Origin of the sequence: Streptomyces chlorus, from assembly GCF_042655885.1 — a bacterium.
GTDB lineage: Bacteria > Actinomycetota > Actinomycetes > Streptomycetales > Streptomycetaceae > Streptomyces > Streptomyces chlorus.
This window is the reverse complement of sequence record NZ_JBHSOA010000003.1, coordinates 179,110-197,337: the sequence shown is the minus strand read 5'-3', so window position 1 is coordinate 197,337 and position 18,228 is coordinate 179,110. Positions and strand designations below refer to the sequence as shown.

The 18,228-nt window shown below is 72.3% G+C and carries 20 protein-coding genes and 1 pseudogene; 13 read left to right on the top strand and 8 right to left on the bottom strand.

The window, feature by feature from the left end:
• Nucleotides 1–15: 15 nt before the first annotated feature.
• The gene (locus ACFPZI_RS01290; RefSeq protein ID WP_381356921.1) at nucleotides 16–792 is read left to right on the top strand and encodes a peptidoglycan-binding domain-containing protein; all 777 of its coding nucleotides are present in this window, start codon (nucleotides 16–18) and stop codon (nucleotides 790–792) included.
• Between the two features lie 25 nt (nucleotides 793–817).
• On the opposite strand, the gene ACFPZI_RS01285 is transcribed toward ACFPZI_RS01290, so the two are convergent.
• Nucleotides 818–1,192 carry a hypothetical protein gene (locus ACFPZI_RS01285; protein ID WP_381356919.1) on the bottom strand — a complete coding sequence of 125 codons (375 nt, stop codon included), beginning with the start codon at nucleotides 1,190–1,192 and terminating at the stop codon, nucleotides 818–820.
• 291 nt (nucleotides 1,193–1,483) lie between these two features.
• Nucleotides 1,484–2,191 (bottom strand): nucleoside/nucleotide kinase family protein, encoded by a 708-nt coding sequence (locus ACFPZI_RS01280; RefSeq protein ID WP_381356916.1) that lies wholly within the window; start codon nucleotides 2,189–2,191, stop codon nucleotides 1,484–1,486.
• Between the two features lie 107 nt (nucleotides 2,192–2,298).
• Here ACFPZI_RS01280 and ACFPZI_RS01275 point away from each other — a divergent pair, with 107 nt between their 5' ends.
• Complete coding sequence (locus ACFPZI_RS01275; RefSeq protein WP_381356913.1) at nucleotides 2,299–3,054, top strand: beta-phosphoglucomutase family hydrolase; 756 nt, start codon at nucleotides 2,299–2,301, stop codon at nucleotides 3,052–3,054.
• Between the two features lie 107 nt (nucleotides 3,055–3,161).
• A complete protein-coding gene (locus tag ACFPZI_RS01270) occupies nucleotides 3,162–4,688 on the top strand; it encodes a hypothetical protein (protein WP_381356910.1) in 1,527 nt (508 codons plus the stop codon).
• A 43-nt stretch (nucleotides 4,689–4,731) separates the two neighbouring features.
• Here the strand turns inward: ACFPZI_RS01270 and ACFPZI_RS01265 are convergent, their stop codons facing one another.
• The gene (locus tag ACFPZI_RS01265; protein WP_381356907.1) at nucleotides 4,732–4,938 is read right to left on the bottom strand and encodes a hypothetical protein; all 207 of its coding nucleotides are present in this window, start codon (nucleotides 4,936–4,938) and stop codon (nucleotides 4,732–4,734) included.
• 318 nt (nucleotides 4,939–5,256) lie between these two features.
• Complete coding sequence (locus tag ACFPZI_RS01260) at nucleotides 5,257–6,462, bottom strand: glycoside hydrolase family 64 protein (protein WP_381356905.1); 1,206 nt, start codon at nucleotides 6,460–6,462, stop codon at nucleotides 5,257–5,259.
• Nucleotides 6,463–6,974: 512 nt separating this feature from the next.
• Between ACFPZI_RS01260 and ACFPZI_RS01255 the strand changes: the two genes are divergently transcribed.
• The 5 genes and pseudogenes from ACFPZI_RS01255 to ACFPZI_RS01235 all read left to right on the top strand — a co-directional run bounded on the left by ACFPZI_RS01255 (nucleotide 6,975) and on the right by ACFPZI_RS01235 (nucleotide 10,971).
• Complete coding sequence (locus tag ACFPZI_RS01255; RefSeq protein ID WP_381356902.1) at nucleotides 6,975–7,832, top strand: aldo/keto reductase; 858 nt, start codon at nucleotides 6,975–6,977, stop codon at nucleotides 7,830–7,832.
• Nucleotides 7,833–7,997: 165 nt separating this feature from the next.
• Nucleotides 7,998–9,767 carry an ABC transporter ATP-binding protein gene (locus tag ACFPZI_RS01250; RefSeq protein WP_381356899.1) on the top strand — a complete coding sequence of 590 codons (1,770 nt, stop codon included), beginning with the start codon at nucleotides 7,998–8,000 and terminating at the stop codon, nucleotides 9,765–9,767.
• 123 nt (nucleotides 9,768–9,890) lie between these two features.
• Entirely contained in the window at nucleotides 9,891–10,157 is a 267-nt protein-coding gene (locus ACFPZI_RS01245; RefSeq protein WP_381356896.1) for a DUF5133 domain-containing protein, read from the top strand.
• A gap of 31 nt (nucleotides 10,158–10,188) precedes the next feature.
• Nucleotides 10,189–10,581, top strand: a pseudogene (locus ACFPZI_RS01240) (hypothetical protein); the annotation flags it as partial.
• Between the two features lie 171 nt (nucleotides 10,582–10,752).
• Nucleotides 10,753–10,971, top strand: coding sequence for a hypothetical protein (locus ACFPZI_RS01235; RefSeq protein ID WP_381356893.1), 219 nt, complete (start codon nucleotides 10,753–10,755; stop codon nucleotides 10,969–10,971).
• Between the two features lie 61 nt (nucleotides 10,972–11,032).
• On the opposite strand, the gene tgmB is transcribed toward ACFPZI_RS01235, so the two are convergent.
• From tgmB to ACFPZI_RS01220, 3 genes are all read right to left on the bottom strand, one after another.
• The gene (tgmB, locus tag ACFPZI_RS01230; protein WP_381356890.1) at nucleotides 11,033–12,016 is read right to left on the bottom strand and encodes an ATP-grasp ribosomal peptide maturase; all 984 of its coding nucleotides are present in this window, start codon (nucleotides 12,014–12,016) and stop codon (nucleotides 11,033–11,035) included.
• Nucleotides 12,017–12,032: 16 nt separating this feature from the next.
• On the bottom strand, nucleotides 12,033–12,224 hold the full coding sequence (tgmA, locus tag ACFPZI_RS01225; RefSeq protein WP_381356887.1) for a putative ATP-grasp-modified RiPP: 192 nt from the start codon (nucleotides 12,222–12,224) through the stop codon (nucleotides 12,033–12,035).
• A 120-nt stretch (nucleotides 12,225–12,344) separates the two neighbouring features.
• On the bottom strand, nucleotides 12,345–12,671 hold the full coding sequence (locus ACFPZI_RS01220) for a YkvA family protein (protein WP_381356884.1): 327 nt from the start codon (nucleotides 12,669–12,671) through the stop codon (nucleotides 12,345–12,347).
• 226 nt (nucleotides 12,672–12,897) lie between these two features.
• On the opposite strand from ACFPZI_RS01220, the gene ACFPZI_RS01215 reads away from it, so the two are divergent.
• Entirely contained in the window at nucleotides 12,898–14,229 is a 1,332-nt protein-coding gene (locus tag ACFPZI_RS01215; protein ID WP_381356882.1) for a hypothetical protein, read from the top strand.
• 81 nt (nucleotides 14,230–14,310) lie between these two features.
• Here ACFPZI_RS01215 and ACFPZI_RS01210 read toward each other — a convergent pair whose 3' ends face one another.
• Nucleotides 14,311–15,513, bottom strand: coding sequence for a hypothetical protein (locus ACFPZI_RS01210; RefSeq protein ID WP_381356879.1), 1,203 nt, complete (start codon nucleotides 15,511–15,513; stop codon nucleotides 14,311–14,313).
• A gap of 506 nt (nucleotides 15,514–16,019) precedes the next feature.
• Between ACFPZI_RS01210 and ACFPZI_RS01205 the strand changes: the two genes are divergently transcribed.
• The 4 genes from ACFPZI_RS01205 (at nucleotide 16,020) to ACFPZI_RS01190 (ending at nucleotide 18,217) form a co-directional block, all read left to right on the top strand.
• The gene (locus ACFPZI_RS01205; RefSeq protein WP_381356876.1) at nucleotides 16,020–16,424 is read left to right on the top strand and encodes a hypothetical protein; all 405 of its coding nucleotides are present in this window, start codon (nucleotides 16,020–16,022) and stop codon (nucleotides 16,422–16,424) included.
• The gene (locus ACFPZI_RS01200; protein WP_381356875.1) at nucleotides 16,421–17,200 is read left to right on the top strand and encodes a hypothetical protein; all 780 of its coding nucleotides are present in this window, start codon (nucleotides 16,421–16,423) and stop codon (nucleotides 17,198–17,200) included. Before ACFPZI_RS01205 ends, ACFPZI_RS01200 begins: the two co-directional genes overlap by 4 nt.
• Before the next feature lie 38 nt (nucleotides 17,201–17,238).
• Nucleotides 17,239–17,757: a roadblock/LC7 domain-containing protein gene (locus ACFPZI_RS01195; protein ID WP_381356872.1), complete on the top strand. Its 519-nt coding sequence runs from the start codon at nucleotides 17,239–17,241 to the stop codon at nucleotides 17,755–17,757.
• 85 nt (nucleotides 17,758–17,842) lie between these two features.
• Nucleotides 17,843–18,217, top strand: coding sequence for a roadblock/LC7 domain-containing protein (locus ACFPZI_RS01190; protein WP_381356871.1), 375 nt, complete (start codon nucleotides 17,843–17,845; stop codon nucleotides 18,215–18,217).
• The last annotated feature ends 11 nt before the right edge of the window (nucleotides 18,218–18,228 follow it).

Sequence of the window (18,228 nt, the reverse complement as noted above, 5' to 3'; positions counted from 1 at the left end):
CGGAAGGAGAGCAGCGTGCCGACGCCGTCCGACCCCGGGCAGCCGCACGGCGGCCCGCCCCTCGAGCCCGTCCGCGTCCTGCGCCCGCGCCGCACGGACGCGCTCGCCGAACTGTTCAAGGAGTTCGAACGGGAGAAGTGCGAGGGCTACGAGTCCGTCACCCTGCCCCGGCCGGCGACCGGTCCGGAGGACGAGACACAGGAGTTCCCGTCGGTCGCCTCCGAACCGCCCGCCCGGCCGCCGACGACCGTGCCCGGCCCCGCGTACGAGAGCTTCACGCACCACAGTCCAGCACCCGGGCGCACGCCAGCCAACCGCCGTGCGCCGCAAGGCCCCTCGTACGGCAGCACTGTGCCCGGCCGGCCCTCGCACGCCCCCGCGCATCCGCCCACGCACAGCCCCGCGACGCGGCGGGCCGCCGTGGCGATCGCCGTGGCCGCGGCGGCGGTACTGGGTTTCGGTGGCGCGGTCCTGCTCCTGGGGCAGAACACCGACGACCGAGCCGTGCCGGATCCCCGCCCCTCCACGAGCCCGCCCGCCGCGCCGCCCGAGCGGGCCCCGGCCGCCCCCGGGTTCCTCGGCGAGGGCGACTCGGGCCCCGAGGTGGCCGAACTCCAGGAACGCCTCCTGCGTATCCCGGACGTCTACCGCGACGGCGCCACCAGTGGCCGCTATGACGCCACCCTGTCCGCGGCCGTCGCCCGGTTCCAGCTCTGGTACGGCGTCCAGGGTGACGAGACCGGCGTTTACGGCGACGACACCCGCCGCGCGCTGGAGTCCCGTACGGGGTGACGCCCGACCGGCGCGTCCCGCCCGGTCAGCGGCCCGATTCCACCAGGGCCCGCGTGACCGCGCGCACGCTGCGCGCGATGTGCTGCAACTGCATGACCTCGGCCGCGTACAGTTTGATCGTGTGCTCGATGACCCCTTCGTGCAGGCCGAGCCGGGGCAGGTCGGCCCGCGCCGTCTGCAGGGCGATGCGCGCCACTCGGATCTCGTGCTCGACCTGGATCTGGGCGTGCCGGGCCAGCAGGACGGGGTGCCGGATGAACGCGGGGTAGCTCGCGTAGCGCGCCGGTACCAGCTCGCGCAGCCACTTGGCCGCCGAGCGTTCCCAGTCGTAGCTGCCGGGTGCCTTGACCTGGCAGGGCCAGTCCGGACTGAGGCGCGTGGACGTCACGGTCATGATCATCGCTTCCGGGTGTGCGGCGTCGCTGGGGTGGACGACGGGTGGGGCGGCCCTGGTCCGGCGCGGCCGTCGGAGCGGGCAGGGGCCGGCGGGTTCGGGCGTTGGTACGGGCGTCCGGTCGGGGCCGGCGTCATCCGCTGCGAAGGTGTCTGGCTGCGCAGGGGCGGACCGTCGGCTTTCCGGGCGGAGCGGGTGATGACGTGGCGGGCAGGGATCGCGGTCCGGAGTGGACATGTCGTGATCTGCCAGCAGTATTTATATATGCCATGTGGTTTGCAAGGCGTATGAAAACATTCATGCGCGCTTTGAAGCGGAAGGTCCCCTTGACGACGCCGGTGAGGAGTGGGTGCGGCGCACACGTGGCACCGCCGACGCCGGGACCACGAGGTCCGCGCGGTGCCGGGTCCGCGCGACCAGTTCGGCGTTGGGCCCGTCCGAGCGCGCGACCCAGGCCACCGCCTCGTCCCGACGCTTGCCGAACTCCACGTGCCGGACCACCAGCCGCCGCACCCGCTCCTCCTCGTCCAGTTCGCAGAACCACACCTCGTCGAGCTGCGGTCGCACCCGCGCCCACGCACCGGTGTCCAGCAGCAGGTAGTTCCCCTCCGTCACCACCAGCCGAGCCGTCGGCGGCACCGGAACGGCCCCCGCGACGGGCTGCTCCAGCACCCGTTCAAAACCGGGCGCGTACACGACGTCCCCGTACGCCTCCTCGCGCAGCCGCCGCAACAGGGCCGCGTACCCGGCCGCGTCGAAGGTGTCCGGGGCGCCCTTGCGGTCCCGGCGGCCGAGCCGGTCCAGTTCGGCGTCGGCGAGGTGGAAGCCGTCCATCGGGACGTGCGCGACCCACGGCTCCCCGGCGCCGTTCAGTGCCCGCACCAACTCCCCGGCGAGCGTGGACTTCCCGGCCCCGGGGCTGCCCGCGATGCCGAGCACCGCGCGTCGGCCGTCCCGGCCGAGGGCTCGGGCGCGGTGGAGGAGATCGTCGAAGGTCGGCGCCACACGGGAGAGTGTGTCACTCCCGCCCGCCGCCCGGACGGCGCCGGCGGTCCCGCCGCCGTCCGTCTCTCACCGTGTGCTGTACGCCGTGACGCGGGACCATGTCCGGTATGACGGATCTGGGTCTGCCCGAGAACATCCTGGCCTGCCTCTTCGACCTCGACGGAGTCATCTCCAGGACCGCCGCAGTCCACGCGGCGGCCTGGAAGCAGGCGTTCGACGCCTTCCTGCGCGAGCGGGACGGGGCGGACTTCCGGCCGTTCAGCGACGCCGACTACGCCGAGTACGTGGACGGCCGTCCGCGGGCCGACGGCGTACGCACCTTCCTCGCCTCCCGCGGCGTCGGCCTCCCCAAGGGCACACCGGACGATCCGCCCGGCGCCGCGACCGTGCACGGGCTCGCCCGCCGCAAGAACGAGCTGTTCCTGGAAAGGATCCGCAGCGGCGGAGCGGAGGCCTACGGCGGCACACTGCGCTACATCGTGGCGGCCCGTGCCGACGGCCTGCGCACCGCCGTCGTCTCCGCCAGCGCCAACTGCCGGGACGTGCTGCGCGCCCTCGGTGCCGAGCACCTCTTCGACGCCCGCGTGGACGGTGTGGCCGCCGCCGAGCGCGGCCTTCCTGGCAAGCCGCGCCCCGACACCTTCCTCGCCGCCGCCCGGGATCTCGGCGTCCCGCCCGGTCGGGCCGCCGTGTTCGAGGACGCGCTGGCCGGCATGGACGCGGGCCGCGCCGGCCGCTTCGGGTACGTCGTAGGCGTGGACCGCGTCGGCCGGTCGGCCGCGCTCTACGCCCATGGCGCCGACCGGGTCGTGACGGACCTCGCCGAGCTCATCGGAGAACCCGGAGAACCGGGCGAGCGGTGACCGCAACCGTAGTCCCGCCTGCCCCTGCGCGCTCCGCGGGTTAATTTGTTTCTGTTTGCGCTCAAGTGACCGGCGGGAACGACGGCACACGGGACAAGGGACGGACGATGGCCGACGGCAAGGATGCCCTTCTCGCCGGAGGACGGCGACGCGCACGCGCACGCACGTCCTCGCCGGGCGCACCACGTGCCACGGGCGGCACCGCACCGCTCGCGGTCCTGGCCGCCGTCTTCACCGTCGCCCAACTCGTCCTCGTCCGTCCGGTGCTGGGACTCGGCTGGGACGAGATCGTCTACGTCAGCCAGGTCACCTCCCACCACCCGGCCGCCTTCTTCAGCGCCCCGCGCTCCCGGGGCGTCCCCCTCCTGGTGGCGCCCGTCGCCTCCTGGTCGGAGTCCACCGCACTGCTGCGCGTCTACCTCGCCCTCCTGTCCGGCCTGGGCCTGTACCTGGCGCTGCGCGCCTGGCGCGGCCTGTTCCCCACCCGGGTCCTGGTCACCGCCGGCGCCTTCTTCGCGTCCTTGTGGGTGACCCTCTTCTACGGCCCCCAGGCCATGCCCAACCAGTGGGTCGCGATCGGCGCCCTGATCGCCGTCGGCTGCTTCCTGCGGTACCACGCGGACCGCTCGGCGCGCGGGGCGCTGTGGGGCGTCGCGGCGGGAGCCGCGCTGATGACGCTGATGAGACCCACCGACGCCGTATGGGTGACGATCCCCCTGCTGATCCTCGCCCTGGCAGGCCGGCACGTCCGTCTTCTGATCGCCCTCGCGACGGGCCTCGCGGTGGGCGCGGCCGAGTGGGTGGCCGAGGCCTACGCCTGGTACGGCGGCCCGGGGGAGCGGCTGGCCGAGGCCTCCCGCATCCAGGGCGGGCTCGGCCTGCAGATCGCCGTCGACGACCAACTGCGCAGCCTGGGCGGGCGAGGTCTGTGCCGTCCGTGCACGGGGACGATGCCCCATCCGGTGATCACCCTCTGGTGGTTCGCCCTGCCGCTCCTGGCCGTCCTCGCGCTGGTCGTCGCTGTACGGGCCCGGCGCGCCCTGCGCACCGGGCTGCCGCTGGCCTGCGCCGCCACGGCAGCCCTCCCGTACCTCTTCATGATCGGGTACGCGGCACCCCGCTTCCTCCAGCCCGCCTACGCCCTGCTCGCGATCCCCGTCGCCGACGCGCTGTGGCACCTGGTCAGGACACCGGCCGGGACGTGGCGGCCGGTCGTGACGTCACTGGTCGCGCTCGCGCTGGTCGGCCATCTGGCCGTGCAGCTGGCCGTCCTGATGCACACCGTGGACCGCAACACCGACAGCCGCCGGGACTGGGCCCGCACCGCCGGCGAACTGCACCGGCTCGGCATCCGCCCGCCCTGCCTGATCACCGGTCACGAAGCCATCCCCGTGGCCTACTACACCGGCTGCTCCTCCGGCGGGACGGGCGGGAACAACGAGAACACCACAGTGGCGGAGATACTGAGCACCGCGGACCGTGTCCCCGTCGCCGTGCTCACCGGCCCCGGCGGAACCCCGCCCGGCTATGCCCGCGCCTGGTCCACGCACACGATCAGCGACCTCCAGGTCAGGATCGCGCCGACGCCGGGGCAGGACGCCCCGAGGGGCGCGGCCGCGGACGGGCCGGAGTGAGGGCGGGGGAACGGGAAGAGCCGGGCAAGGGCCGGGATCAGGGTCAGGGGAGGAGCTTGTCCAGTGCGGCGGGCCCCTCCTCCGCCAGCTTGCGCTTGGCCCATTCGAGATTCTGCGGGGTGAGATCCTTGCCGGAGGCAAGGACGAGATCCTCCGGCGACACATCGGTGCCGGTACGGGCGTGGAGCAGGCCGTCCGGGGTGGTGCGTTCCTCGGGCGGCCGGGACTCCTCGGGCTGGGTCGTCGACATCTCTGACTCCTCGGGTCCGGATGGCTGTAGCGGCCCCGGTGCGGTCACCGGGTCCGGTATCACCATTCAACGCGGGAGCCCGAAGTGCATCCGGAACACGGGGGGCGCCGCTTGGAAGGGGCCGCTCCTCAGGTGCAGGAGTACCTTCCCCGGCCCGCGGGAAACCTGCCCGCTGCGGCAGGGCGACGCTCGCGGGGGCGCCGGCGCCACATCCCACCGTTCCGGAGTCCTCGACGGTGTCCCTCCCCGCCCGCGGCACACCGCGGGCGGGGAGGGACACCGTTCGTCTTCCGGCCCTTCAGGGCTTCTGGACAGGCTTCAGAAGGGCGACAGCGTCAGGCGCACGCCCGTGGGGGCCGTGTCCTGGATGTACGAGGCGAAGTCGGCGACGTCGTCGAAGGCGAAGCCGTACGCCTTGCCGTCCTCCGTGGCCGTGTGCACGGCCCTGGAGTAGTGGTTGGTGAGCGCGGTCCGGTAGAAGGCCGAGGTGTTGGTGGTCGGCTGGTCGGGGTGGCTGAGCAGCGTCGAACGGTTGAAGCCGGCGCCGAGCACGGCGGCGACCGGGCCGGTCGTGCCGTCGTTGGGGGCGGCGAGTGCCCCGTCGCAGAAGAGGATGTCCCGGGTGGACGGCCTGCCGAAGGAGACCTGGGCGGGCCCGCCGAAGGTGAACCGGTCGCCGCGCACCCGGCCGGTGAACGTACCGGCGTTGGTGGTGACCCTGAGATCCCGTCCGGTGTAGGTGCTCCACACCTCGTCGATGTACGGAGCGAGGTAGTCCCCGGCGAACAGACCCGCGTCCAGACCGTGTCCCGGAGCGATGATCCGGGTGTCGTCCACGACGAGCCGCGAGAACGCCTCCACCTGCTTGAGCGCGGCGAACACGGCCCCGCGGCCCCCGTTCCGGAACACGCCCGTGGACTGGTCCCTGGAGCCGGTGAGCCGGATGTTCATCGGCACGCTGAACATGTCGACCATCGTGGTGTTGCAGAACATGCCGGCGGAGTTGTGGGTGAACTCCGCGCAGTCGTGCAGCACACGGTAGTTGGGGTCCGAGGTGACCCAGCCGGCCGGGTACTGCAGCGCCGCGTTGCCGTTGCCGTCCGTGACGGCCCTGAACTTGAGTTTCTGGCCGAGGGCGACATAGATGCGGCCGGACATGTACGGCAGGGACAGCCGGGTCTCGCCGCTGCCGGCCAGGCTGATCGCGTAGTCGGTGAAGCCGTCGGCACCGTTGTCCGACAGGGCGATCGGGGCCAGGGTGCCGTCCGGGGTGACCCGTACCTGACGGCCGTCCTGGTTGCCCACGATGTAGAGGTGCACGTTCGCGTTGCCGAAGGAACCGCTGTTGTTGACGATCGTCAGCGGGAGGGTGCCGGCGGCGGCCGCGGTGGGCCGCATGTCGGGGGAAGTCTCCGCGAGGGCGTGGGGGGCGAGCGCGGCGGCGGCGGGCACGGCCATGGCGGCCCCACCGAGGGCGAAGAGAACCTTCCGGCGGCCGAGGGAGCGCTGGTGACGAGGAGTCATGTGGGGGGTCTCCTGAGGTGATCGAGCTGTTCGTGATGAGCGGTACCTGACAAAGTGCCGACCGGGTGCGGGGTCGGGACCCCGAGCGTTCCCCGTGGTGATGAGAGCGCTCTCACGCCGTACGTCGGTGTCGGCACGTGGCTCTGATGGTACGGACCGGAACCACCCCCGCCAATGGGTCCGACTTGTCCCTCGGCCCGCCCCGAACAGCACTTACTTGAAGTGCGTGCGAGAACCCCACACATGCTTGATTGCTTCTTAAGGGTCGCTTGAGTCAGGTCGGGCGGAGGGGGGCGGAGTGTGCGGAGAGCGCTCCATCCCGTGGTCGGCCGACGGCGGCCCGGGTCCGGGGCGTGGGACCCGGCTCCGGAGGTGACCGGCTCGCATGCGATTCAGAGCCGTACCTGCTGAATGCGTTCGCATTCTTCTATTGGATTTCCCGCCGTACGGAGACCAGGCTGGAACCGCTTGTCAGACGCAGCGAGACGACATCCGGAAGAGGTCACGCGTACATGCACACCCGCCGTATCGGTGATGTCGAGGTCAGCGCGATCGGACTGGGCGCAATGCCCCTGTCGATCGAGGGGCGGCCGGACGAGGCGCGCTCCCTGGCCACCGTCCACGCCGCGCTGGACGTCGGCGTCACCTTGATCGACACCGCGGACGCCTACCACCGGGACGCCGGCGAGGTCGGCCACAACGAGACCCTGATCGCCAAGGCCCTCGCCTCCCGCGATCGGGGTGGCGACGTCCTGGTCGCCACAAAGGGCGGCCATCTGCGCCCCGGCGACGGCAGTTGGACGATGGACGGCAGCCCCCGGCATCTCAAGGAGGCCTGCGAGGCGTCCCTGTGCCGGCTCGGGGTGGAGGCCATCGGGCTCTACCAGTTCCACCGGCCCGACCCCCGAATCCCGTACGCCGAGTCCATCGGCGCCGTCCGTGACCTGCTGGACGAGGGCAAGATCCGCATGGCCGGGATCTCCAACGCCGATCCGGAGCGGATCCGGCAGGCCCGGGACATCCTCGGCGGCCGGCTCGTCTCCGTGCAGAACCAGTTCTCGCCGGGCTTCCGCTCCAGCGCGCCCGAGCTGGGGCTGTGCGCCGAACTCGGCGTCGCGTTCCTGCCCTGGAGCCCCTTCGGCGGTATTACCCGCGCCGGTGACCTGGGCTCGACGTACGCCCCGTTCGCGCGCGTCGCGCAGGCGCGCGGAGTGAGTCCGTACCAGGTGTGTCTGGCGTGGATGCTCGCCAAGTCGCCGGTGGTCGTGCCGATCCCGGGGGCGAGCCGGCCGGAGTCCGTCCGCGACTCGGTCCGCGCCGCAGACCTGGTGCTGAGTGCCGAGGAGATCGCGGAGCTGGACGCCGCCTGAGAGATCTCAGGCCATGGAGGCCGGTGCGGTCACGCACACGGGTCTGGTGTACTCCTGCCCGGTAAGGGGGAAAGCGCTTTCCGGGGAGTGGGGGGAGAGTGTTCGCCGTACCGCCGCAACCGGGCTGCACCTGCCGTACCCGGCTTCAGGGGAGGACCACCGCCGATGGCTTCGTCGCCGGCAAGACCACTCGACCACCGCTACCGGGGCGAGCACCCGGTCCGCACCCTCGCCTATCTCCTCCGCGCCGACCGTGGCCGGCTCGCCGCCGCGGCCGGTGTCTTCACGGTCAAGCACAGTCCCATCTGGCTGCTGCCGCTGATCACCGCATCCATCATCGACACCGTGGTGCAGCACCGGTCGATCTCGCAGCTCTGGACCAGCACCGGCGTCATCATGTTCATCCTGCTGGTCAACTATCCGCTGCACCTGCTCTACGTGCGCCTCCTGTACGGCAGCGTCCGCCGCATGGGCACCGCCCTGCGCTCCGCCCTGTGCACGCGGATGCAGCAGCTCTCCATCGGTTACCACTCCCGCGTGAGCGCCGGTGTGCTCCAGGCCAAGGTCGTGCGGGACGTGGAGACCGTCGAACAGATGGTGCAGCAGACCGCGGAGATGGGGCTCGGCGCGATCACCGTACTCATCGGCGGATTGGTCATCATCGCCCTCCGCACGCCCGAGTTCCTGCCCGTCTTCCTGGTCGTCGTGCCCACCGCCGCTCTGCTCGTGGCCCGGCTGCGGTCCCGGCTGCGGACCCACAACGAGCACTTCCGGCACGAGGTGGAGACCCTGTCGTCCCGGGTGACGGAGATGACCCGGCTCATCCCGGTCACCCGCGCCCACGGGCTGGAGGGCAAGGCCCTGCGCCGGATGGACGGCACCCTGAACCGGCTGCTCACCTCCGGGATGCGCCTGGACCTGGTCAACGGCCGGTTCGGCTCGCTGGCCTGGGTGGTGCTCAACATGGTGGGCGTCCTCGTGCTGGCCGGCGCGGCGCTGATCTCGTACTACGACGTCTGGGGCGTCACCGCCGGCGACGTCGTGATGCTGAGCGCCTTCCTGACCACACTCACCAACTCCACGACGACACTGGCGGGCCTGGCCCCGGTCATCACCAAGGGCCTCGAGTCCGTGCGCTCGGTCGGCGAGGTTCTCCAGGCTCCCGAACTGGAGGACAACGAGGGAAAAGCAGAGGTCACCGCCCTGCGCGGCGCGGTCACGTTCGAGGGCGTGGACCACGCCTACGAGCGGGACGAGCGCCCTGCCGTACGCGACTTCACCCTCGATGTCGCCCCGGGCGAGACCGTCGCCTTCGTGGGCGCCTCGGGCGCGGGCAAGTCCACCGTGCTCAACCTCGTCATCGGTTTCATCCGCCCGACCTCGGGCCGCCTGCTCCTCGACGGCGCCGACATGAACGGCCTCGACCTGCGCACCTACCGGCGCTTCCTGTCGGTCGTGCCCCAGGAGTCGATCCTCTTCGACGGCACGATCAGGGAGAACGTCGCCTACGGCATGGACGACGCCGACGAGGAGTCGGTGCGGTCCGCGCTGCGCGACGCCAACGCGCTGGAGTTCGTCGACCGGCTGCCCCAGGGCCTCGACACCCTCGTCGGGGAGCGCGGTGCACGCCTGTCCGGCGGACAGCGCCAGCGCCTCGCCATCGCCCGCGCCCTGATCAGGGACCCCAAGGTGCTCGTCCTCGACGAGGCGACCTCGGCGCTGGACACCCGCTCCGAGGCGCTGGTCCAGGAGGCGCTCGCCCGGCTGCTGCACGGGCGGACCACCTTCGTCGTGGCGCACCGGCTGTCCACCGTGCGCGGTGCCGACCGGATCGTGGTGATGGCGGACGGCCGGATCCAGGAGATCGGCACCCACGAGGAACTGCTGCGCCGGGGAGGGGCGTACACCGCGCTGCACAGTGGGCAGGCGGCCTGACGGGCAGCCAGGTCACGTCCGGTGTCCCTCCATTCAGTCCATGGGGGCCGGTCTGCCGGATGGGGTGACTACTTCCGTGCGATGCGGGTAGGCGCAGCCACACACCCAGAGAGAGGCGCCTTCGTGCTGCTACCGGATCCGAAGACCGTCAGACGGCTGCTGACGCGTTACGCGACGCTGCGGATCGCGCAGGCGGAGCGGCACTCGCCCGTCGCGGCGCGCGAGCTGGAGGACATCACGTACACGCTCTGCGTGATGACGGGAACGGCCGGCATCCGTGAAGCCGTCACCCGCGCGGACTCGCTGCTCGCCCAGGAGTGGACCGCGGCCGACGGCCGGACCACGGCCCCGGGCCCGGACGGCGAGAACGGCCGCTGCCTGACCGTGTGACCGGCGGCTACGAGCCGGTGCCCGCGGCGGGCCGCCGGCCGCGCGCCGCGCCGCCCCCGCCGGGGGTGACGGGCCCGTCGCGGCGGCGGTGACCACCGTCGAGGTGCTGCACCGCATCTGCAGGGTCTACTCCCGCATCGGCGTCGCGGTACCCGTGCTCGGGCTGGCCACCGCGCTCGCCATGGGTGTTCTGGGCGACGGCTGGCTCGTCACCTCCATCGCGCTCACGGCGGCGGCCGCGGCCGTCCTGATCGCCTTCGTACTGCCCCGTCAGGACGAACTCGTCGAGCAGCCGGCCCGGCACCGGTCCGTCGACCGGCGGGCGACAGCGCGACTGGCCATGTTCACCGGCGTGTTCAACCTGCTGTGGGCGACGGTCACGGTCCTCATGATCGTCCGCCCCGGTTCGACCACGGGCGCCTGACGGATCCGGCACCAGCGCGGGCGTCCCGCCCCGGGGCGCGGGGAATATCCCTCGTGTGCCGGTCTGCGTCAAGTCGTACGGGTGAATTCCCCCTGAATGATGTCCGGGCGCCTACACTCATCAGTCGCGTCCCCGTCCCGGGGCCGACGGAGCAGAGAGGCGCGTTGCAGGGTGTTCAAGGAATCCCCCATCTACGACCGACTCATCACGGAGCGCGGTGATGTGCCCGCACAGGTCCGCAGCGAGGCCGAACGAGTGAACAGGGAACTGGAGCTGGTCATGGGTCCCCTGCAGTCCCCCGGGCGCTCCCAGGGCGGCCTCGACCGGCAGCAGTCCCCGGGCAACGGCTGGCAGCGCACCGCCCTTCTGCCCGGCCCCAGGCCACACTGATCCGGGTACCGAACCGGAGGACGGGCCCGTACCACCATGCCCCCGCGTGGTGACGGGCCCCTCAGCATGTCGTGGTGGGGGGCCCGTCGGCCTCCACCGTCTCCTCGGGAACGGGCCGCGCCAGCCACTCGGCGACGGTACGCGCGATCGGCTGCCCCGTTTCCACCTCCACGAACCCGAACTGCCCCGACTGGTTGCACTCCAGGAACCACCACGTCCCGTCGGCGTCCTCGACGAAGTCGAAGGCCCCGTAGGCCAGTTCAGCCTTGCGCAGATAGGTGCGGACGGAGTCGGCGATACGCGGCAGTACGTCGACCGGCTCCCAGGGTGCCCCGGGCGGCGCGAAACGCACATCCACCTCCGCCGGTTCGGCGCCGGGGTCCGCGGCCTTGCGGGCGGCCAGCAGTCGCTCGCCCACGGCGGTGAGCCGGATGTCGGCGCGCTTCGCGATCCGCCGCTGGAGCAGTGTCGGTCCGAACGCCACGGCGGCGAAGTCGGTGTCCGGAGCCACCCTGCTGGTCGGCACGGCCCGCGGGGGATCCTGCGGATGCGATCCGGAAACCGGCTTGACCACCAGATCCGGGAACCGCTCCGCGAACTCCCGGGCGGCGCGCGGGAAGGTCGTGATCGCCGTGGCCGGCACGGGCAGGCCGCAGTGCTGCGCCAGCCGGAGCTGCCACGGCTTGTGGCGTGCCTGCCGGGCCGCGTCCGGATGGTTCATCCAGCGGGCGTCCGAGCCGCGCAGCATCCCGTAGAGAGCTTGAGCGGCCTCCTCGGTCAGCCAGGGCGACGGCTGGGCCGCCCGCCCGGCCGGGGTACCCGGCCTGCGCACCCACACGGACCGCAGTCCGCCGATGCTCACCAGCCGCCCCCCGGCGGAGAGATGGCCGCGAAAGCGGCCGTGGACGTATTCACCCGAGAGCGAGACACCGGCAGTCAGATCGGCAGGGTCGAGGCGTACCACCGGAACCCCGGAGCCGTGCAGGTGCACGACCACCATGTCGGCGGTCACATCCTCCTCGCAGGTGAGGATCAGTACGGTCATCGTCTGCGACTCACGGTCAGTCGTCGAAGTGGGTCTTGGAGCCCGCCGTGGACGTCGTGGTGCCCACCTCTCGCAACAGTGCGTGATCGCAGGCCGCCACTCGTCCGTCGGCGAGGACGTTCAACTGCAGTCCGGAGTCGTACACATACGGAGTGGTTACGACCAACTCCCGTGCCGGACGTGCGTAGTTGAGCGCGAACGGTTGCATCGTCTCTCCCTCGTCGGTGCTGCGCCGACCAGGCGACGGCCCGCTGTGCACCGCTGCCTGGTCCGCCGACTTGTTTTGGCTTCCAGAGACTTATACGAATCGAACGGGTGGTTGGTTTCCTCACGGAGCGTAGTCATTGGCGGGTTCACGATCCGGTCGCCGGGACGTCGTTCCGGGTGAACCCGCGCCGAGGGATCCGCGCATGGAGCGCAGCGCGAGCAGCAGCACGCCGATGTCGTCCAGATAGACCGGGTCGGGCAGCAGGTCGGTCGGCAGGACGAGGTAGAGGACCGCGCCCCAGAACACCCAGCGCGGGCCCGTGGGCAGGCCGGCGCGCCGCAGCTCGCGCCGGGTGCGGACCAGTCGCACCATGACGGCCACGGCGCAGGCCAGCACGGCGGCCGCGGCGACGGCGGCCACGACGAGTACCACGGTGGTTGTGTCCACGGGCTGTCCTCCTCAGGGTGCGGCGGGAGATCGGTCTCCCTGTCTGGATGCCCGGGAACGGCTCCGGTATGACACCCGCGGGAGTCGGCTGAGTGGCGCAGGTCATACCGGTGGCCCAGCCGAGTGGCCGTGCCGGGCGGGGGCGCTTAGTAATGGTGCACGTAACGTCGCTCGTCGTACGTCCGGGGACGGGGAGCGGCCTGAGTCTTCCTTCATGGAGCCGAGCATGACCACCTGCTCATCGACACCCCCGTCGAACACCTCGAGTCCCTCGAGCGACTCGACCGTCTCGACCGTCTCGACTGCCTCCGGGATACCCGGAGGGACGGACGTGGTCCTCGCGCCGGAGCCGCCACCGACGCCCCTTCCGACCGCCGGGACGGTCTACGGCACCGGCGGACTACGCCTGGACGTGGACCCGGCGGAGCCCCTACGCCCCGACGCGGGGCAGGATCGACAGCAGTACGGCGATCCTGTGGGCAACCTGGTGTACGCGGCGGTGTCGGACCGCCCCCCGGACGAGGTCGCCGACCTCATCACGTCACTGGCCCGTTCACCCGAACACACCCGGGCCGTGGTCGACGCCCTGCGCGCCATCGGGGTGAGCCGCCCCGTCGAGGACGTGGCCCGTCTGGTCGCCCTGCTGACCCGGCCGCCCCGCGACGCCGACAGCGCGGACGAGGCGATCCGGGCCGCGGCGGCGCACCGCCCGGTGGAGGACGTGTCCCGGCTGGTGACGCTGCTGCACAGCGAGCAGCTGGCACCCCACTGCCGTGAGGAGGCGCTGCGGGCCGCCGCCTCCGGCCGCTCCGTCGAGGAACTGATCGAGCTGATAGACCGTCTGGCCGCGCAGCCCCCACCGGATCACCTCGACCGTCCCGCGCCCGAACCGTCCTGGTACGAGGACGAGCGCGGGGACCGGACCGGTGACGCGTACGGAACCCGGAAAGGGGCCGGCGACACCGGCGGGAACCGGGACCGGCGCCGGGAAGAGCGCGGGGGCGTGCGGGACGACGAGCGCCGTGGGAGACCGGAGGCGGGTTTCCCGCCCCTGTACCGCGGCGCCCGGGGCGCGGCGGCCCTGCACTCGAGGCGGCGGATCCGGCACCCCCGCCGGGTACACGCGCAGCTCGTCCGGTCCATGACCTGGTCGAGCTGGTCCGCCGCGGTGGCCCTCGCCGTGTGCGCGGTGGTCCACTTCCCGCTCCGGGGTGACGGTTTTTCCCTGGTCCCGCACGCCCTCGCGGTCGGTCTGCCGGTGCTCTGCACGACGCTGGCCCTGTTCCTGGTCGTACGCCCCGGCGTGCTCGTACTGGCGGCGGCGGTCGTGCTGCCGGCCGTCCTGGCCGGGGCCCACGCCTACGGCGGCACCTTCCCGTCCGCCGCCCTGTCCCGGGCCGTCGGCCTCGGACTCGCCCCGCAGTGGCTCGCCGGCGCGGCGGCCGTCGTCGCCGCGCTCCTGGCGCTGACGGCCCTGATCGTCCGGGTGGCGTCCCCGTTCCCCGGCAGACACTGGGCGGTGTGGCCGGCGCCCGGCACATCCCGGACGCCGGACTGACCGCCGTACGGCCCGGACGGCGTGTCGCCCCGACGGAGGCCGGCCCTCCCCTGTCCGGCGCGATCCGCCGGACAGACCGTCCTACGGGCCGGAAGGCGTCGACCGCGCGTCGGCGGCGGGCAGGGCCTGGCGCTCCTCCCCGACGGGCGACGGACGGCGTGCCCTGGGGCCGAACCTCAGGCGCTCGAACGTGCGGGTCAGCTGCTGCATCGGAGACGGGGCCCGCGTGCCGGGCGGCAGGGCCCGGATGCCCGAGGCCTCGGCGGCCTCCCGGTACGCGGCCAGCGCCTCGTGGGCGCTCTCGGCGGCCTCCCGGTACAGGTCGCGGGACGTGGTCATGGCCTCCAGCGCGTCGGCGTACAGGGAGACCAGCCGGCGCTCGCGGGCGAGTTCCTCCTCCAGGTTCAGCAGACGCCAGTCCTCCCGCAGCGCGGTCAGCGCCGCCTCGGCCCCGACCGGCAGCGGACGAGGCAGGGCCGCGAACCGGGTCACCGCGTCGACGAGGTCGGCCGGCCGGGTGCCGTCCAGGAAGACCGCGCGCACCGAGAACTCCCCGGCGTCGTAGCCGTCCGGGACCGGGCTGCCGGGCAGGACCACCGCACCGCCGCGCGGCACCTCGACGCCACAGTCGCGCAGCGCCCAGTTCACGACCCGCAGCTGGTGAGGTGCGGCCCGGTGCTCCACCACACGGTGCCGCAGGCCCGGCGGCAGCCAGCGCGCGAGCGGCACCCGGCCGCGGTCGTCGGTGGTCATCGCCTCGTGGACGACGACGTGGATGTTCCACCCGTTCCCGTTCGCGCTTCGTGCGCAGTCGCGCATCAGCCGCCGTACGGCCTTGTCGTCCTCGGGGAGCGGACTGATCTCTCCCAGCCGCAGTCCTGTGGCCGCGTCGTGATTCCAGCCCATGTCCGGTTCGTCCATGGGCCAGAACATGCCGGTGGGGGACGGCCACATGTGGTCCCACGGCTGTTCGGCCTCGGCGACCAGGACCCAGGGCTGGCCTCCGTGGGCATCGGGTCCGACACCCAGCCGGGCGCGCACGGTCACCGCGCCGGCGACCCGGACACGGGCCTGGAACACCAGGTCCGGCGCGTCGTGCCGCGGCTCCGGCCCTGTCTCGGGCGGCTCTTCGGGCAGTTCCAGGAAGGAGTCGACGTCCCCGCTGGCCTCCAGCCGGTGCAGGGTGCGCCGGAGGACGTCATGTGCGGAGGTCCCGGAGTACCGGCCGGCGGTCAGCCAGACGGAGGGCGGGATCATGGGGCGGGCTGTGCGTGAGGTAGGCATGGGTCCAGGGGTGAACGGGGGCACGTGCTTCCTGCCATTGTCATCGCTGTCGGACGGCGGGACCGACGCGGGTTGATCACCGAGCGGTGCTTCTCGTTCTCGCTACCCGTGGGGCGGGGCCCTCATGTGTCACGTGTCACCCCCGTACGTGTCATCCCCATGTGTCATGCGCGCATGTGTGTGCCGCGTACGGGGGTGTGCGGGGCGCACACATGGTGGAGGGCCGTCACTCGTGGTCGCGACGGTACCCGGTCACCACCATGGGTCCCCGCGAGCAGGGCAGGCCCACCATCCGTAGCGGGGAAGGCCCTGCCCGCGCCCTGCCGCTCAGGAGACTCCCTCCCGGCGGTCGTGCCGGACCTCAAAAAGCGCCGACGCTACCAGCCCCGAGGGGGTCATGTCGCATATTCCAAGGGAAAAAACCAAAGCCCACACCTCGGTCGAGTACGCAGCGTAGCTTCGACGTCACGTTCGCGGTACAGCCGTGCGATGGAGGGGGATCCGGCGTGCCCGGAATCGATGAGAGCCTACTGGAAGCCATGCGACTGCCCGGCGCGCGAGGAGCACTGGTGGTCGACTGGATCAGTGGACTCGCGCTCGGCGTGGTGGGCGAGACACCGGGCGACGACCCGGAGGCCACGGCGGCGGAGACCGCCGAACTGGCCCGTCTCGCCATGGAGAGCGGCACACTCGCACCGGCCGACGGCGCGCCGTCCGTTCTGTCCGGCAAGGAACCGCCCGTCCAGGACCTGATCCTCACCACCGTCGACGCGTACCACCTGCTCCGGTTCGTGATCACGACCTTCGACAGCACCGTGTTCCTGTACCTGTGGCTCGACCGCGGCGAAGGCAACCTGGCCCTGGCCCGCATCCGGCTGGCCGAGATGGCGGACCGGCTGGTGCTCGGATGACCACCGCGGCAGCCACCGACGGATCGGCGCCCGCCATGCTGGGCAGTCTCGCGGCCGACCGCGCCACCGGAGCCCTCTCCACCGAGTCCGGGGTCTTCTACCTGGCGGCGGGGCACGTCGTCCACGTCGAATCCGCTTACAGTCCCGACCTCGGCGATCTGCTCACCCGCAGCGGCGCGCTCCCCGCCGACGGCTGGTGGGAGGCGGTTGAGCGGGCCGGTGCCCGCCACCGCGTCGGCCGTCAGCTCGTGGACAGCGGTCGGCTCACCGCCGGCGCGCTGGAGTTGTGCCACCTGGGCGCGCTCTTCGACGCCGCGTACTTCGCGCTCGCCCAGGACACCGCCGCGCTCCGCTTCAGACCCGAGGCCGCCCACTGGTTCGGCACGGTCCGCCCCGTCCCGGTGGCCGGCGTGCTGCGCGAGTCACGGCGCCGCCGTGACCTGCTGGACCGCATCTGGCCCGACCCCGCCGTCGACACCGCCCCGCTCACCCGCGTACCCGGTGCCGACCCGGCGGACCTGCCGCCCCGCCGCGGCCGGACACTCGCCCGGGTCGACGGCACCAGCACCGCCGCGCAGATCGCCTCGGCCCTCGCGTGCCGCACCTTCCACACCCTCGTCGAGCTGCGCCGCCTGGCCGCAGACGGACTGATCACCCCCGCACCGCCCCCGCCCGTCGCCTCCGTCCGCCCGGGCACCGGTGCATCCGGCGATGCGTGGGACGAGCCCGACACGGCACTGCTGCGACGGCTCCTGGACGCCTTGGAGGCCCTGTGATCCGCGCGCGTCGACAGCGTGCCGAAAGGAGACTGCTCATGGCCGTCGAGACCGACGTGCTGGACGAACTGCGTCGGCTCCGTACCCGGATCCCCCGGCTGGCGGGGTCGCTCGCGGCCACCGTCGACGGACTCGTCCTCGCCCACGATGTGCCCGACACCGAGCCGGAGGGCCTGGCCGCGCTCACCGCCGCCGCGCTCGGGGTCGCGTACCGGATGACGGATGCCGCCGCCCGCGGCGAGTTCCGCGAACTGCTGGTGCGCGGCACCCGGGGATACGTGGCGACCTACGCCGCCGGAAGCACCGCGGTGCTCACCCTGCTCGCCGACGACCGGGTCAACGTGGGCCGGCTGCATCTGGAGGGCCGGCGCAGCGGTGCACGGATCGCGGATCTGATCGACACCCGTGTCGGTCCGGGCGGGGGCAGACACGCGGAGCGCGCGGCGCTCGACGCGCACGCCCCGCCCTCCCCGGACGCCGACCGCCGGATCGGCACCCTGCCGGTGCGCACCCCGCAGCGGCCGGCACACCAGCCCCGGCCCCAGCCCGGCGGCTGAATCCCGACTTTTCCCCTCGGCCGGCCCCCGTGACACGACCTGGCGGCCGACCGGAACAACCATCACGACCGAAAGGACACCTCTCATGGCCAACACCGAGACCTCGCTCAAGGACTGCCTCAGCTCCATCGACGGCGCCACGGCCGCCGCGCTCGTCGACTACACCAGTGGCATGGCGCTCGGCACGATCGGCGGCGGCAAGGACTTCAACCTGGAGGTCGCCGCCGCGGGCAACACCGACGTCGTGCGCTCGAAACTGCGCACGATGGAACTTCTGGGGCTGAAGGAGGAGATCGACGACATCCTCATCACCCTGGGCAGCCAGTACCACCTGATCCGCCCGATCAAGGGGCGCGGCGGCAACGGGCTGTTCCTGTACCTGGTGCTGGACAGCGCCCGCTCCAACCTGGCGATGGCCCGCCACCAGCTGCGCCGGATCGAGAACGATCTGGAGGTCTGAGACAGGACCGT

What these genes read in the sequence shown, in the direction of transcription:
- ACFPZI_RS01285 (WP_381356919.1), bottom strand. Translation starts at nt 1,192, where the DNA reads ATGATCATGACCGTGACGTCCACGCGCCTCAGTCCGGACTGGCCCTGC.
- ACFPZI_RS01275 (WP_381356913.1), top strand. Translation starts at nt 2,299, where the DNA reads ATGACGGATCTGGGTCTGCCCGAGAACATCCTGGCCTGCCTCTTCGAC.
- ACFPZI_RS01270 (WP_381356910.1), top strand. Translation starts at nt 3,162, where the DNA reads ATGGCCGACGGCAAGGATGCCCTTCTCGCCGGAGGACGGCGACGCGCA.
- ACFPZI_RS01265 (WP_381356907.1), bottom strand. Translation starts at nt 4,938, where the DNA reads ATGTCGACGACCCAGCCCGAGGAGTCCCGGCCGCCCGAGGAACGCACC.
- ACFPZI_RS01260 (WP_381356905.1), bottom strand. Translation starts at nt 6,462, where the DNA reads ATGACTCCTCGTCACCAGCGCTCCCTCGGCCGCCGGAAGGTTCTCTTC.
- ACFPZI_RS01255 (WP_381356902.1), top strand. Translation starts at nt 6,975, where the DNA reads ATGCACACCCGCCGTATCGGTGATGTCGAGGTCAGCGCGATCGGACTG.
- ACFPZI_RS01250 (WP_381356899.1), top strand. Translation starts at nt 7,998, where the DNA reads ATGGCTTCGTCGCCGGCAAGACCACTCGACCACCGCTACCGGGGCGAG.
- tgmB (WP_381356890.1), bottom strand. Translation starts at nt 12,016, where the DNA reads ATGACCGTACTGATCCTCACCTGCGAGGAGGATGTGACCGCCGACATG.
- tgmA (WP_381356887.1), bottom strand. Translation starts at nt 12,224, where the DNA reads ATGCAACCGTTCGCGCTCAACTACGCACGTCCGGCACGGGAGTTGGTC.
- ACFPZI_RS01215 (WP_381356882.1), top strand. Translation starts at nt 12,898, where the DNA reads ATGACCACCTGCTCATCGACACCCCCGTCGAACACCTCGAGTCCCTCG.
- ACFPZI_RS01210 (WP_381356879.1), bottom strand. Translation starts at nt 15,513, where the DNA reads ATGCCTACCTCACGCACAGCCCGCCCCATGATCCCGCCCTCCGTCTGG.
- ACFPZI_RS01200 (WP_381356875.1), top strand. Translation starts at nt 16,421, where the DNA reads ATGACCACCGCGGCAGCCACCGACGGATCGGCGCCCGCCATGCTGGGC.
- ACFPZI_RS01195 (WP_381356872.1), top strand. Translation starts at nt 17,239, where the DNA reads ATGGCCGTCGAGACCGACGTGCTGGACGAACTGCGTCGGCTCCGTACC.
- ACFPZI_RS01190 (WP_381356871.1), top strand. Translation starts at nt 17,843, where the DNA reads ATGGCCAACACCGAGACCTCGCTCAAGGACTGCCTCAGCTCCATCGAC.